The 14260-nt window shown below is 54.1% G+C and carries 16 protein-coding genes; 9 read left to right on the top strand and 7 right to left on the bottom strand.

The features are described 5' to 3' along the window. The gene (bchO, locus tag ACTIEN_RS08925) at positions 1 to 861 is read left to right on the top strand and encodes an alpha/beta fold hydrolase BchO (RefSeq protein ID WP_439522778.1); all 861 of its coding nucleotides are present in this window, start codon (positions 1 to 3) and stop codon (positions 859 to 861) included. On the opposite strand, the gene ACTIEN_RS08920 is transcribed toward bchO, so the two are convergent. The 3 genes from ACTIEN_RS08920 to ACTIEN_RS08910 form a co-directional block, all read right to left on the bottom strand. Then, positions 828 to 1175: a Smr/MutS family protein gene (locus ACTIEN_RS08920; protein WP_439522777.1), complete on the bottom strand. Its 348-nt coding sequence runs from the start codon at positions 1173 to 1175 to the stop codon at positions 828 to 830. The genes bchO and ACTIEN_RS08920 overlap by 34 nt on opposite strands. A 233-nt stretch (positions 1176 to 1408) precedes the next feature. After that, positions 1409 to 2410 (bottom strand): murein transglycosylase A, encoded by a 1002-nt coding sequence (gene mltA / locus ACTIEN_RS08915; RefSeq protein WP_439522776.1) that lies wholly within the window; start codon positions 2408 to 2410, stop codon positions 1409 to 1411. A 38-nt stretch (positions 2411 to 2448) separates the two neighbouring features. Beyond that, positions 2449 to 3108, bottom strand: coding sequence for a Tim44/TimA family putative adaptor protein (locus tag ACTIEN_RS08910; protein ID WP_439522775.1), 660 nt, complete (start codon positions 3106 to 3108; stop codon positions 2449 to 2451). 104 nt (positions 3109 to 3212) lie between these two features. Here ACTIEN_RS08910 and ACTIEN_RS08905 point away from each other — a divergent pair, with 104 nt between their 5' ends. Further along, positions 3213 to 3707: an FxsA family protein gene (locus ACTIEN_RS08905; RefSeq protein WP_439522774.1), complete on the top strand. Its 495-nt coding sequence runs from the start codon at positions 3213 to 3215 to the stop codon at positions 3705 to 3707. A 65-nt stretch (positions 3708 to 3772) separates the two neighbouring features. Continuing rightward, positions 3773 to 4279 (top strand): protein-export chaperone SecB, encoded by a 507-nt coding sequence (gene secB, locus ACTIEN_RS08900; RefSeq protein ID WP_439522773.1) that lies wholly within the window; start codon positions 3773 to 3775, stop codon positions 4277 to 4279. A gap of 3 nt (positions 4280 to 4282) precedes the next feature. Here the strand turns inward: secB and dnaQ are convergent, their stop codons facing one another. From dnaQ to ACTIEN_RS08880, 4 genes are read right to left on the bottom strand one after another with little or no spacing between them, the layout of a single operon-like run. Next, positions 4283 to 4972, bottom strand: a complete 690-nt coding sequence (gene dnaQ, locus ACTIEN_RS08895; RefSeq protein WP_439522772.1) for a DNA polymerase III subunit epsilon — start codon at positions 4970 to 4972, stop codon at positions 4283 to 4285. Beyond that, positions 4965 to 5558 (bottom strand): dephospho-CoA kinase, encoded by a 594-nt coding sequence (gene coaE / locus ACTIEN_RS08890; protein ID WP_439522771.1) that lies wholly within the window; start codon positions 5556 to 5558, stop codon positions 4965 to 4967. The genes dnaQ and coaE overlap by 8 nt, the downstream gene beginning before the upstream one ends. Further along, positions 5555 to 6388, bottom strand: a complete 834-nt coding sequence (locus ACTIEN_RS08885) for a shikimate dehydrogenase (RefSeq protein ID WP_439522770.1) — start codon at positions 6386 to 6388, stop codon at positions 5555 to 5557. Before ACTIEN_RS08885 ends, coaE begins: the two co-directional genes overlap by 4 nt. Next, entirely contained in the window at positions 6385 to 6984 is a 600-nt protein-coding gene (locus tag ACTIEN_RS08880; protein WP_439522769.1) for a Maf family protein, read from the bottom strand. Before ACTIEN_RS08880 ends, ACTIEN_RS08885 begins: the two co-directional genes overlap by 4 nt. 508 nt (positions 6985 to 7492) lie before the next feature. Here ACTIEN_RS08880 and rho point away from each other — a divergent pair. Genes rho through ACTIEN_RS08850 form a run of 6 tightly spaced genes read left to right on the top strand, consistent with a single transcriptional unit; the run spans position 7493 to position 14260 of the window. After that, a complete protein-coding gene (gene rho, locus ACTIEN_RS08875; RefSeq protein WP_439522768.1) occupies positions 7493 to 8761 on the top strand; it encodes a transcription termination factor Rho in 1269 nt (422 codons plus the stop codon). Between the two features lie 21 nt (positions 8762 to 8782). Then, a complete protein-coding gene (gene mnmE / locus ACTIEN_RS08870) occupies positions 8783 to 10066 on the top strand; it encodes a tRNA uridine-5-carboxymethylaminomethyl(34) synthesis GTPase MnmE (protein ID WP_439522767.1) in 1284 nt (427 codons plus the stop codon). Between the two features lie 12 nt (positions 10067 to 10078). Then, entirely contained in the window at positions 10079 to 11953 is a 1875-nt protein-coding gene (gene mnmG / locus ACTIEN_RS08865; RefSeq protein ID WP_439522766.1) for a tRNA uridine-5-carboxymethylaminomethyl(34) synthesis enzyme MnmG, read from the top strand. Continuing rightward, positions 11950 to 12537, top strand: coding sequence for a 16S rRNA (guanine(527)-N(7))-methyltransferase RsmG (gene rsmG / locus ACTIEN_RS08860; protein WP_439522765.1), 588 nt, complete (start codon positions 11950 to 11952; stop codon positions 12535 to 12537). The genes mnmG and rsmG overlap by 4 nt, the downstream gene beginning before the upstream one ends. Next, a complete protein-coding gene (locus ACTIEN_RS08855) occupies positions 12530 to 13342 on the top strand; it encodes a ParA family protein (RefSeq protein WP_439522764.1) in 813 nt (270 codons plus the stop codon). Before rsmG ends, ACTIEN_RS08855 begins: the two co-directional genes overlap by 8 nt. A gap of 9 nt (positions 13343 to 13351) precedes the next feature. Then, positions 13352 to 14260 (top strand): ParB/RepB/Spo0J family partition protein, encoded by a 909-nt coding sequence (locus tag ACTIEN_RS08850; RefSeq protein WP_439522763.1) that lies wholly within the window; start codon positions 13352 to 13354, stop codon positions 14258 to 14260.

The following is a 14260-nucleotide window of genomic DNA, read 5'->3' as shown; positions in this document are numbered from 1 at the left end:
ATGGGCGCGGCAGACACCCTGACGGCTTGGCCGCACGCCAAGCATTCCCGCTTTGTCGATGTCCGGCCACATCATTGGCATGTGCAGGAATTGGGCCAGGGTGACAGCATTCTGCTGCTGCATGGCGCAAGTGGATCAACCCATTCTTGGCGCGACGTGATGACCAATCTTGCACGGGACTACCATGTCATCGCGATTGACCTGCCCGGTCATGGGCAAACCAGACTGGGTTCGCGACACAGGTCATCGCTGCCTTTGATGGCACAGGATGTTCAAAGCCTGATTGATCACGAAGGCTGGGCTCTCAAGGCGATCCTGGCCCATTCAGCGGGTGCCGCGCTTGGGTTGCGCATCTTGCAGGGCTCGCATTTGGACATCCCGCTTATTGCGGTCAATCCGGCGCTGACTCCGTTCAAGGGTTTTGCAGGTGTGCTTTTTCCAATCGCCGCGCGCGTGATCGCTCTTAGCCCGGTGATGGCGAAAATGATCAAACGGCGGATGGCAGGGCCGGGGCAGGTGGTGTCCATGATGGAGACCACGGGGTCCAAGATTTCACCTGAAGGGCTTAACCTTTATGCCAAGCTCTTCCGCAGTGATGCACATCTCGATGGAACGCTCTTGATGATGGCACAATGGAAGCTTGATGGTCTGGTCTCTGACCTGCCTCGGATCGACGTACCTTGCACCTTTCTGGTCGGAGAAAACGACAAGGCGGTTCCGCCCTCGTCTGTCAGAGACAGCGCAAAGAAGATGCCAAAAGCCAAGACGATCTCGTTCGAAGGGTATGGTCATCTGCTTCATGAAGAAGCGCCAGATCTGGTGGCGGGTCAGCTGCGCGATGCCCTGCGCAAGTACACATAAAACGCGCCGCCGCCGCCGTGGCGGATATGTGCCTCTGACACGTCAAGAACGGCTGTGTTCAGCGGTGCCATCTTTAGCCACATCGGAACCTGCCGTTTCAAAATACCGCGCTGTCGCGGCATTGGGTCATGCGGATCGTCATGCTGCCCTTTCCCGGTGATCACCAGAACAAGGCGAAACCCCCGCGAATAGGATGTAAGCACGAAACGGGTCAGCGCCGGATGCGCCTGATCAAGCGTCATGCCATGCAAATCAATCCGGGCTTCCGGGACCAACTTCCCGCGCCGCATCTTGCCGAACGTCTTCTTGTCCATGCTCGGCTTGGTACGAAGTGAAGGCTGGGGCGTGGTGATCTGCGCGTTTGGCGGCGGTCTCTTGGTCCCAATTCCAAACGCCTTGGGCAGATTCATGGGTTCAGGTTCTGGCTTGCGGGACACCTCTGGCTTGGTCGACTCAACAACCCGACGCAACGCCTGGGGCAGGGGTGTGGTTGAATGTGCCACTTTTTGCCAGAGCTCACGCTCTTCCGGACGCAGCTTGCGCCTGGTCACTGCAACGACTCAGGCAGGAAAGCATAAGCTCTTTGAATTGGCATCAGCACAACCAACCGACCGGGATCCTTGATCCGTCCGGCAGCCCGTCCTGCGTCGTCGCCTGTGCCGAAAAATACATCTGCGCGCTGTGCGCCCTTGATGGCCGAGCCGGTGTCCTGCGCAACCATCAAGCGTTTTAATGGATTGCGGCCACCTTTTTCTATCCAAACCGGCGCGCCCAGAGGGGTAAAGGCCGGATCGACCGCAATCGTCCGCATTGGTGTGATTGACCGGTTCATCGCGCCCAACGGGCCTTTGTCAGCCGGAACCTGACTGACTTCGCGAAAAAACACATAGGAATCGTTGTGGAACAGCAAATCCTGACCATCTACCGGATTACGCCGCACCCAGTTCTTGATCACATCCGCAGACACCTGGTGCGGCTGATACACTCCCCGGCGTACCAATTCCTGACCAATGGAGCGATAGCTATGCCCATTGGCACCACCATACCCAACCCGGATCACCCGTCCATCGGGATAGCGAATGCGTCCTGATCCCTGCACCTGCAAAAAGAACAATTCCACTGGATCATCGACCCACGCAATCTCGAGCCCTCGACCGTCCATGACACCGCTTGAAAGAATATCGCGCCGTGTCATCCAGGGGCGCGTGTCGTGGGCTTCGTCTGGCATCTTGTAGATGGGATGGCGATAGCGTGCGGTCGGTATGGGTGAACCGGACAACTCAGGTTCAAAATAGCCGGTAAACAATGGCTCTTGCCCATCAGTGATCCGCAGGGGCCGGAAGAACAATTCAAAGAACTGGCGGGCATCGGTCGCATCATGGGCCAAGGCGCAAAGCGACCCCCAATCGGGTCCGTCCAGATCTCCACAGGTGTTCTTGAAGACGGTCAGAGCCGCAGCGTGATCATCCTCGGCCCATCCATCCAGATCCTCGAACCCAAGAATCGCGTACTGTGTTTCCGGCTCATTCGACACAGCTGGCCCCGCCATCAGTAAACCCAGGGAGAGGACTGCGCCCAGCCTTCGGATCATTCGCCCGTGGCGACAAGTTGCCAGTTGGGATCATCTGCACCCATGCGTCGTGCATATGTCCAAACATCCTTTTGCCGCTTCATCTGGGTTGTTGATCCCTCGATAATCTCGCCCGAACTGTCACGGACGGCTGATGTCAGCTCTCCGATATATTTCACCGAAATCTCGGCAATCCGTGTATCTTCGTCGAATGTCGCATCTGCCAAAGACAGCTCGCGCACGCCGATGAATTCGGCTTCGATTGTCAGGCCTTGCTGCTCACGCGATTCAACCACTTCCGCGAACGACTCGTACACATCGTCGGCAAGGAACGGTTTGATCTCGGCAAGGTCGCCACGTTCGAACCCCATCAGGATCATCTCGTAAGCGCCGCGCGCGCCCCCAAGGAAATCGCCCACTCCAAAAGACGGTTCTACCCGTTTCATGCGGGCCAGAGCATCAGCAGCATCGCTGTCCGCATCGACGTGATCAATGATGTCAGGATCAGGGCCACCTTCGATCACTTCGAAATCGCGACGGGACGAAGATGCTGAATCCTGCCGGGGTGCAGACGGTTTTTCAAAACCTTCTCTTGTCCCCAGAACGCTTTTCAAGCGCAGGATCAAAAACACGGCGATGCCGGCAAGCACCAAAAGCTGTATCAGCGGAGAATTCATCAGGACCTCGCCCAGACCAAAGTGGAAACGTCGTTGTTGCGTTCTTATGTAGGTGTTGGGCGATGCATAGTCCACCGCACGCCCAGCGAAAGGAGTCCTCCGTTATGTGGCTATTTGTGGCTTTCTTACTGGTCCCGTTGATCGAGATAGGTCTTTTTATCCAGATCGGCGGTTTGATCGGCCTTTGGCCAACCCTCGGGATCGTTGTCCTGACAGCTATTATGGGGACGTATCTGGTGCGATCCCAGGGTCTCATGGCGATCAACAATTTGCGAAGTTCGTTCTCGCGGCTCGAAGATCCGTCACAACCGCTGGCGCATGGCGCAATGATCCTCTTGGCCGGCGCCTTGTTGCTCACTCCTGGCTTTTTCACCGATGCGGTCGGGTTCGCCCTGCTTGCCCCGCCAATCCGGTCAGCCCTGATCGCGTATATGCGCAAACACATCAAGGTGCAGCGCTTTGAAATGGGCTCGCAGACTGATCCATATCGTCGCGACCCACATCCACGCCCGCGCGACACGGTGATTGATGGTGACTTTCAGGACGTGTCGGAGACGAAAAAACCGACACATGAAGGTTCCGGGTGGACGAAGCATTGAGGCTTGTGATTGCGGCTGGTAAGCAACATCCAGCTTTTTAACCGCTCGATCCGAGGGAGAGACACATGGCTGATACGCCGGAAACAGGCGCCAACGGCGCTGCAACGCAGGCTGCGCCTGCAAAGATGAACGTACTCGCACAATTCGTGCGCGACATGTCGTTCGAAAACATTCTGGCCCAAAAGGGTGTGCAGGGCGACGTTCAGCCCGACGTTCAACTGCAAGTGAATCTGGACGCGAAAAAGCGCACGGCTGACAACCAGTATGAAGTGATCCTGAAAGTCCAGATCACCTCAAAGGCCAAGGAAAGCGGCGACAACCTCTTCCTGCTGGAACTGGAATACGCTGGTGTCTTCCACATCGAGAACGTGCCGGACGAACAACTTCATCCGTTCCTTCTGATCGAATGCCCACGGATGCTTTTCCCGTTTGTACGCCGCATCGTCAGCGACGTGACTCGCGATGGTGGATTCCCGCCGCTGAACCTTGAAACGATTGATTTCCTTCAGCTTTATCGCACTGAATTGGCGCGTCGCAACAGCGAACAGCAGGCAGCAACAGAAAACGCCTAAGGATTAAAGCCGCTTCCACAAGGCGGCGTTTCCCAGCTTTTCGACAAAGGCGGCATGTGCCGCCTTTTCGCTTTCCGACACCCGGGGCTCAAGCGGAACAGGACGAGGCTGCGGCCGCCATTCGCGGGATTCCACATCGGTGTCTGATTTGCTTTGAGATACGTTCAATCCGAAATCCGGCTGCTTGCCACCAATCAGCTCCAGATACACTTCGGCCAGAATTTCGGAATCGAGCAACGCGCCGTGCAGCGTTCGTGAGGAATTATCGATCCCGAACCGCCGGCACAACGCATCCAGGGATGCCGGCGAACCGGGAAACCTCCGCCGCGCGATCGCGAGCGTATCAACCGCCTGATCAAAGGGAATCGTCGGGCGCTTGACCCATGTCAGTTCGGCGTTGAGAAATTTCATGTCGAAGGCCGCGTTGTGAATGACCAACTTGGCATCACCAATAAAATCCACAAACGCCTGAGCGACATGTGCAAAAACCGGCTTGTCTCGAAGAAAATCGTCACCCAATCCGTGAACTTCGAACGCTTCCTGCGGCATGGCGCGTTCTGGATTGATATACTGATGATAGGTTTTTCCAGTCGGGACATGGTTGAACAACTCAACCGCGCCAATCTCGACAATCCTGTCGCCTTGTTCCGGCTCGAAACCAGTGGTTTCGGTATCGAGAACGATCTCACGCATCGGTCATCCGTTTCCTGATCTGCCCAAGAATATCGTGAACCTGCTGACCCGCATGTTCAAGCGTATCGGTCTGGATGACAAAATCCGACCGAGCACATTTTTCGGCGTTGGGCATCTGTTTGTCGCGGATCGCAAGGAACTGTTCACGGGTCATCGTGCCCCGCTCCATTACGCGCTTTTCCTGGAGTTCAGGCGAAACAGTGACACATACAACTGCGTCCATATCCGCCTCCGATGCTGTTTCAAACAAAAGCGGGATGTCGAATACGGTGATGTCCGCTTCAGTCATTTCCGCAAATTGCGCCCGGTCGTCGCGCACCAGTGGGTGAACAACCCCCTCGATCTGTGTCAACGCTTCGGCATCACGTCCGATAATCCCCCGCAACGCTGCGCGATCGACGGACCCGCCTGAAATTGCGTCCGGAAACAACGCCTCCATTGGGGACACTGCCGCGCCACCCTCTTCGTAAAGCCGATGAACCGCCGCATCCGCATCCCAAACCGCACATCCAGCCTCGGCAAAAAGCTGTGCCGTGGTTGATTTGCCCATACCAATCGAGCCGGTCAGCCCCAACTTGAATGTCATCGGAGCACCGCCGCGCGGACGTTTTCGTCGATAACCGGGCGTTTCCCGAACCAGCGCTCGAACCCCGGAACGGCCTGATGCAACAACATGCCAAGCCCATCAACCACCTGGCATCCGCGTTCTTCGGCTGTCGCCAGAAGGCGCGTGCGCAACGGCGCATAAACCAGGTCATTCACAATGGCACCCGGTTTCAATCCATCTAGGGGAACCCGCATTTCCGGTTTGCCCGTCATGCCCAGCGACGTTGTATTCACCACCAAATCCGCGTCTTCCAGAACATTCCCGGCCTGCACCCATTCAACCACCTGAACGCGATGTCCAAAATCCTCGCGCAGTTTCTCGGCACGAATGCGGGTTCGGTTGGTCAGCATGATCTTCGGGACACCCACATCCAGCAATGACGCAAGCACAGCGCGCGATGCACCACCCGCACCAAACACAACCGCCGGTCCCGATTTCGGGTTCCAACCGGGAATGGTTTGCCGAATGTTTTCGATAAACCCATATCCGTCGGTGTTATCGGCATGAATGCGCCCATCCTTGCGGAAAATCAACGTGTTTGCCGCACCAATCAACGTCGCCCGATCAGTGATCAAGTCGGCAATCTCCATCACCTTTTCTTTGTGCGGAATAGTGACATTTGCCCCGACAAACCCAAGATCTGCCAGGCGCGGCAGCAAATCACCCAGCTTTTCCGGAGCGATGTCCATCGGAACATAATGCCCCTTCAGCCCATATTTCCGAAGCCAATACCCATGTACATTAGGGCTTTTGGAATGCGCCACGGGATGACCGATCACTCCGGCCAAGGGAATTCTAGTATCACTCATCCGTCGATCCGTCCGGTCAAAGTAAGGTGGTTCAGAAGTTCCAGTAACGGAAGTCCAAGCACCGTAAAATAGTCACCTTGTACCTGCGTGAACAAGCGTGCGCCTTCTTCCTCGAGCTTGTACCCCCCAACCGAGTGGCGAATGCTGTCCCAGTTACGCCCGATATACGCATCCAGATAGGCATCCGAGAAATCGCGCATCCGCAGACGAACGACTCCGACATGGCGCCATTTGGGTTCACCATCTTCATATAGGACTGCCGCAGACAATAGGGTGTGCGACCGGTTTCGCAGTTGGCACAGCTGATCGCGCGCGTCTTCCGGACTGGCCGGTTTGCCAAAAACCGTCTTGTCGACCGACAAAACCTGATCACATCCCAGAACCAGACGACCCGGCATCTTGTCGGACACCTTGCGCGCCTTCATCTCTGCAAGAGTATCAGCAATATCTCGCGGCGAGGCCTCTTCCACCTCAAGTGCCTGACGGATCGCATCTTCATCGATTCGAGCCACGCTAACATCGAATCGAATCCCTGCATTTTGCAGCAGATCAGCGCGGATTTGAGACCCGGACGCCAGAACAAGATCAAGATTCATGTGGACAACTCTACGGACAAGTTCGGTTTGTTTATCGGGGTGTTTTGAGGAAAACTGCCCCTATCGGCAAGTCGTTTGAAATCTCACCAAGTTGTTCTTTGCCTCACCACGGGTTTTGCGCGTTGTGGAAGGGATAAGTGGTCACAGATGAAAACCATGTCCTGAGCCAGGATATCAAAGGTTTTCCCGGAATTATCCACCGATCGGACGGTCAGAAAATCTTTTTAATCCAAAGGTTTAATTCAGTTCTTCAAGTTTACTGGATATCATACCCACATCTATCAGAAGACCCGAACCCGTTGGATAAGTCGTGTACAAACCTTTAATCCACAGCCATACCTCTTGACTACAATCAACCAAATCCTTTCTTTTTTCTTTATTTATTTAAGAAAGAGGTGCGGTTTGACAGGTTCCCCACCCTCGGCTAAGAGCAACACAGTCCTGTTCTGGGCGAAACCTTCCTAAGACAACAAAGAAGACTGCGTTTCCCTGCGGTCCTGGATATTTCATGACAGAAAAGCTGCATCTTGCCGACCTGAAGGCAACAAGCCCCAAAGACCTTCTTGCCATCGCAGAAGACCTCGAGATCGAAAACGCATCCACAATGCGCAAAGGCGAGATCATGTTTCAAGTCCTGCGCGAACGCGCGGACGAAGGGTGGGAAATCTTCGGGGATGGCGTTCTCGAAGTGCTTCAGGACGGGTTTGGCTTTCTTCGGTCCCCCGAGGCAAACTATCTGCCGGGTCCGGACGACATCTATGTTTCACCCGAGATGATCCGCAAATTCTCTTTGCGGACCGGGGACACCATTGATGGTGAAATCAAAGCGCCTGAAGACAACGAACGGTACTTCGCGTTGATGGATTGCAGCCAGATCAACTTTCAGGATCCAGAGCGAGCGCGTCACAAGATCGCGTTTGATAACCTCACACCACTTTATCCTGATGAACGCCTGAACATGGAGATCGAAGATCCCACGATCAAGGATCGGTCGGCCCGGATCATCGATCTGGTTGCACCGATCGGCAAAGGCCAGCGGTCCCTGATCGTGGCACCCCCGCGGACGGGTAAAACCGTGCTTTTGCAGAACATCGCACACTCCATCGAACGTAATCACCCCGAATGTTACCTGATCGTTCTTCTGATCGACGAACGCCCGGAAGAAGTGACCGACATGCAGCGCTCGGTGAAAGGTGAGGTGGTGTCCTCAACCTTTGACGAACCTGCAACCCGGCACGTTGCCGTATCCGAGATGGTGATTGAAAAAGCCAAGCGTCTGGTGGAACATAAACGAGATGTTGTTATTCTTCTCGATTCAATCACAAGACTTGGTAGAGCATTTAATACCGTTGTTCCGTCCTCCGGCAAGGTTTTGACCGGTGGTGTGGACGCAAACGCGCTTCAGCGTCCCAAGAGGTTCTTTGGCGCAGCCCGTAATATCGAAGAAGGTGGATCCCTGACCATCATCGCAACGGCGTTGATCGACACGGGTAGCCGGATGGATGAAGTCATCTTTGAGGAATTCAAAGGGACCGGTAACTCCGAGATTGTTCTTGATCGCAAGGTTGCGGACAAACGTGTCTTCCCGTCGATGGATATTCTCAAGTCCGGAACCCGGAAAGAGGAATTGTTGGTCGACAAAATCGACCTTCAGAAGACCTTTGTTCTGCGACGTATCCTGAATCCGATGGGCACAACGGACGCAATCGAGTTCCTGATTTCCAAGCTGAAGCAAACCAAATCCAACGCGGAATTCTTCGACTCCATGAATTCGTAAATCCGGTGGGTCAGAACTGCCATGGATACCATTTTTGCGCTGGCGACTGTTCCAGGTAAATCCGGCGTTGCCGTGATCCGGGTCTCGGGTGCGCGCGCGTTTGATAGCTGTCACGCTTTCGGGTTTGATCCTATCGCGCCCCGGCGTACAGCCGTGCGCAAGCTGGTTCACCCAGATCGTGGCTTTCTGGACGAGGCGCTTGTGCTTCTTTTCGAAGAGGGGGCGAGCTTTACAGGCGAACCCGTTGTCGAATTCCACGTTCACGGCAGTCTGGCAATTGTGAACGCAGTACTGGACTGTTTGAAGGAACTGCCCAACTACCGGATGGCAGAGGCTGGGGAATTCACCAGAAGAGCTCTGGCGAATGGACGTCTTGACCTGACCCAAGTGGAGGCGTTGTCCGATCTCATTGACGCAGAAACGGAAATGCAGCGTAAACAGGCGATTAAAGGATTTACCGGCCGCCTGAGGGAACAAGCCGAAACATGGCGTGCCGACCTGATTCACGCCTTGTCATTGTTGGAAGCCACAATTGATTTTGCGGATGAAGAGGTTCCGGTCGATGTTTCTGACGATGTGGATCGATTGCTGGCGGGTGTCATTGCGACAATTGATAAGGAAATCAATGGTTTTGGAATCGCAGAGCGCGTGCGCACTGGATTTGAAGTGGCCATTGTCGGACCGCCGAACGCCGGGAAATCAACACTGCTGAATGCTTTGGCAGGCCGGGATGCAGCGATAACGTCGGAAATCGCCGGGACGACAAGAGACGTGATTGAAGTTCGTATGGACCTCGATTCTGTACCAGTTACATTTCTGGACACCGCTGGACTGCGCGATACCGACGACACAGTGGAATCCATCGGCGTCCAACGCGCGATAGACCGTGCGAAACGGGCAGATCTCCGCGTGTTCTTGAAAGGGAACGGCGACTTTGGCGGACTTTCCCCGACCGAAGATGACATCATTGTTCAGGGAAAATCCGACTTGCGGTCTGATGGTCAAGGTGTGTCCGGGTTGACCGGGGGCGGTATCCAACAACTGGTCACCGATGTGAAAGCCTTGCTCTTGTCACGGTCTGTTGCTGCAGGCCTTGTATCCCACCAACGTCAGAATGATGTTCTTGTTCAGGCCAAGGAACTGCTTGGGAAGGCTCAATCAATTGTGATCTCGAGTTCCGAACGCTACGACCTTGCATCAGAAGAACTGCGCGCAGGGATCTTTACGCTCGAGAGGCTCGTGGGTCGCGTTGATGTTGAAGATGTGTTAGACAAGGTGTTCTCAAGTTTTTGCATCGGAAAGTAAGGAGTGTTTCACGTGAAACAATTTGATTTCGATGTCATCGTCGTAGGTGGCGGGCACGCTGGATGTGAAGCGGCACACGCTTCTGCACGTCTTGGCGCCAAGACTGCATTGATCACTTTGAGTGAGGCGGGCATTGGTGTGATGTCGTGTAATCCTGCGATCGGTGGACTTGGGAAAGGTCACTTGGTTCGCGAAATTGACGCCTTTGACGGCGTGATGGGGCGGGTTGCCGATAAGGCCGGCATACAATTCAGATTGCTGAACCGTCGCAAGGGACCTGCTGTACAAGGCCCAAGAGCGCAGGCGGATCGCAAGATCTATAGGACAGAAATGTTAGCAGCGACCAAGGCTCAACCAAACTTGGATATTGTGATTGGCGAAGTCACGGACCTGGTTCTGGACGGGACAAGAGTTTCTGGCGTGAAGATTGATGGAGACAAGATCCTCACAGCGCATGCAGTGGTCTTGACCACAGGAACATTTTTGCGTGGGGTCATTCACATTGGGGATTGTCAAATCTCAGGTGGTCGCATGGGTGAAAAGCCTTCGAATGACTTGGCCAAGACGTTGGATGCCTTTGAGTTGCCACTTGGCAGATTGAAGACTGGAACACCTCCGCGTCTGGACGGCCGCACAATCAACTGGGATGAATTGGACGAACAACCCGGTGATGAAGACCCGGTGATGTTTTCCTTCCTCTCCAAAATGCCAATTGCTCGTCAGGTTTCCTGCGCGATCACGCATACAAATGCGCGCACGCATCAGATTATACGCGACAATCTTGGCCGTTCGGCGATGTACGGTGGACATATCGACGGAGTGGGCCCGCGGTACTGTCCGTCCATTGAGGACAAGATTGTCCGGTTTGCCGATAAGACATCCCACCAAATCTTTCTTGAACCAGAAGGCTTGGATGACCACACGATCTATCCAAATGGCATTTCCACGTCGTTACCGGAGGAAATCCAACAGGATTATGTGCGTTCGATTGCGGGTTTGGAGGCGGCGACGATCCTGCAACCTGGGTATGCTATTGAATATGACTACGTTGATCCTCGTGCATTGAACCTTGATTTGTCGCTAAAGAGTCAGGAAGGGCTTTACTTGGCAGGTCAAGTCAATGGCACAACTGGATATGAAGAGGCTGCCGCCCAAGGGCTTGTTGCGGGTCTGAACGCTGCACGTCGGGCAAAAAATCTGGAACCGTTTACCTTTGGTCGATCAGATAGCTATATCGGCGTTATGATTGATGATCTTACTTCGCGGGGAGTGGCCGAACCATATCGCATGTTCACGTCTCGCGCTGAGTATCGGCTGTCGTTACGGGCAGATAACGCGGATCAGCGGCTGACACCGAAGGCGATTGCCATTGGAGGTGTGTCTGACGAACGTCGCGTTGCTTTTGAGGAGAAAATGACGCGGATCAACTCAGGTAAAACGGTTTTGGACGCGCTAATTGTTAGTTCCAAGCAACTTGTAGAGGCTGGCGTTCCTATTTCGCAGGACGGAGCCAAGCGCACCGCGTTTGAGGCACTGGCCATTGAGGCAGTCACATGGGACGCTCTGCTTGAGATTTCGCCTGAGCTAAATGCAATCGAAGGCGATACCCGTGACCAGTTGTCCAAAGACGCGCTCTACGCGAATTACATCGAACGTCAGCAGAAAGACATTGATGCGTTGCGTCGGGATGAAGCTCAGGTCATCCCGCCAGACTTTGACTTTGGCAAGATTGACGGATTGTCAAATGAGCTAAAAATCAAGCTGTCTTCTGCTAAGCCCGGCAATATCGCCCAGGCTTCTCGCGTTGATGGAATGACGCCGTCCGCTCTCTTGCTTGTCTTGTCAAAACTGAAAACGCTCTCTGCTCGTGAGCGTGCTGTTGGATGAATGTTTCACGTGAAACAAAGGCGCGGCTTGAGGTATATCTTGAACTGCTCAGGAAATGGTCGCCCAAAATAAACTTGGTATCTTCTGCTTCGTTGAAAGACGCGGCAAGACGGCATTTTGAAGATTCATTGCAGATTGCGTCTCATTGTCCGATAGATGCTAGGGCTTGGGTGGATTTTGGGTCTGGCGGAGGTTTTCCCGGCGCTGTCGTCGCGATTGTTCTTGCGGATAAGGGCGTAAGTGTAACCCTTGTCGAAAGCGATCAGCGGAAAGCAACGTTCCTTCGGGCTGTTTCACGTGAAACAAAAGTTCCTTTTAAGGTTTTGGCAACGAGAATCGAGGACGTTGACTTCCTTAATGCCGACGTTGTCAGCGCTAGGGCGCTGGCGTCGTTAACTCATCTGCTTGGATATGTAGAGCAGCATATGAACCCAGAAGGACGCGCCCTGTTTCTGAAAGGGGAGACATGGCAAAATGAGGTAGAGGACGCACAAAAGAAGTGGCGATTCATTTGCGAAGCACATACAAGTGCCACACGCCCAGACGCTGCAATTCTTGAGATTGGAGGCCTCTCTCGTGTATGATCCGACGCGCCCAGCTGGCCCAAAAATCATCGCAATTGCGAACCAAAAGGGCGGAGTAGGTAAGACCACAACCGCAATCAATTTCGCCTCCGCTTTGGCCGAAATCGGTCAGAATGTTCTTGTGGTGGACCTTGATCCACAGGGAAATGCGTCAACGGGATTGGGCGTCATGCCCGAAAATCGTCGTGCGACCACATATGATTTGTTGCTGGATGACTTCCCACTAAGCGACATCATTTGCAAAACCAATCAGGAAAACCTGAGTCTTGTTCCTTCGACGACGGACCTAAGTTCTGCAGATATCGAATTGATTGCCAACGAAAAACGCAGCTATCTGCTTCATGATGCTTTGCGGCAAACGGACATGGATCAGTTTGAATTTGATTTTATCCTGATCGACTGCCCGCCATCCCTGAACTTGCTGACCGTCAATGCGATGGTCGCAGCGCATTCAGTGCTTGTGCCGCTGCAAAGTGAGTTTTTTGCTTTGGAAGGACTCAGTCAATTGATGCTGACCATTCGCGAAGTGCGCCAGTCGGCAAATCCAAAACTGCGGATCGAAGGTGTTGTTCTGACAATGTATGACTCGCGAAATAATCTGTCCCAGCAAGTTGAGACAGATGCCCGCGACAATCTTGGTGATCTCGTGTTCAAGACAGTCATTCCCCGCAATGTCCGGGTGAGTGAGGCACCGTCATATGCGATGCCGGTTCTCGAATATGATACAAATTCCAAAGGGGCCATCGCTTATCGTGCATTGGCGCGGGAGTTTCTGGGCAAAAATGAAACAATGAACGCAGCGTAGGGATTTATCATGTCCGACAAAAAAGAGCAGCGGAGAGGTCTTGGGCGCGGTTTATCTGCGTTGATGGCAGATATTGAGCCTGGGGTTGAGACCAGCGCGCCCTCTGCACAACGGCCGGCGCGTACGCTGCCGATAGATAAACTTTTCCCCAATCCAAATCAGCCTCGACGCCAGTTCGACGTCAGTGCGCTTGAGGACCTGGCCAATTCCATCCGCAGCAAAGGTGTTATTCAGCCCCTTATCGTGCGTCAGCGAGGAACTTCAGAAAGCGAGTACGAAATTGTTGCTGGCGAGCGCCGCTGGAGGGCTGCGCAAGCGGCGGGGGTGCATGAGGTGCCGGTCGTCGTACGCGAATTCTCTGACGAAGACGTTCTGGAAATCGCAATCATCGAAAACATCCAGCGCGCTGATCTGAATGCGATCGAAGAGGCGACGGGCTATGACCAGTTGATGACGCGTTTTGGCCATACCCAAGAGAAACTGGCACAAGCGCTGGGCAAGAGCCGTAGTCATATCGCGAACATGCTGCGCCTTCTGAATTTGCCAGATGTGGTTAAAAAGGCGGTAACAGACGGCAAGTTGTCTGCAGGACATGCCCGAGCGCTAGTCACGGCCCCAGACCCTGTTTTGCTTGCCGGAGACATCGTTCGCCGCGGACTTTCCGTCCGAGACGCCGAAAGGATGGTTAAAGAAGCGCTAAGTCCCGATGCAAAGCCCAAGACTAAGGCTCCTGCCAAATCGAACGATTCGGCCAAGGATGCGGACACCAAGGCGTTGGAGGCTGATCTTTCGGCTGCATTGGGGATGAAGGTGTCGATCAATCATCATGCGGGCAAGGAATCCGGGGCGCTGACGATCACCTATGATACGCTTGAAGATCTTGACGCGCTTTGCATGGTTCTGAGCGCAAGCAGTTAG

This window comes from Marivita sp., from assembly GCF_051859345.1.
In the GTDB taxonomy this organism is placed as follows: Bacteria; Pseudomonadota; Alphaproteobacteria; order Rhodobacterales; family Rhodobacteraceae; genus Marivita.
The sequence above is the reverse complement of the archived record's forward strand: the minus strand, read 5'-3'. Positions and strand labels throughout refer to the sequence as shown.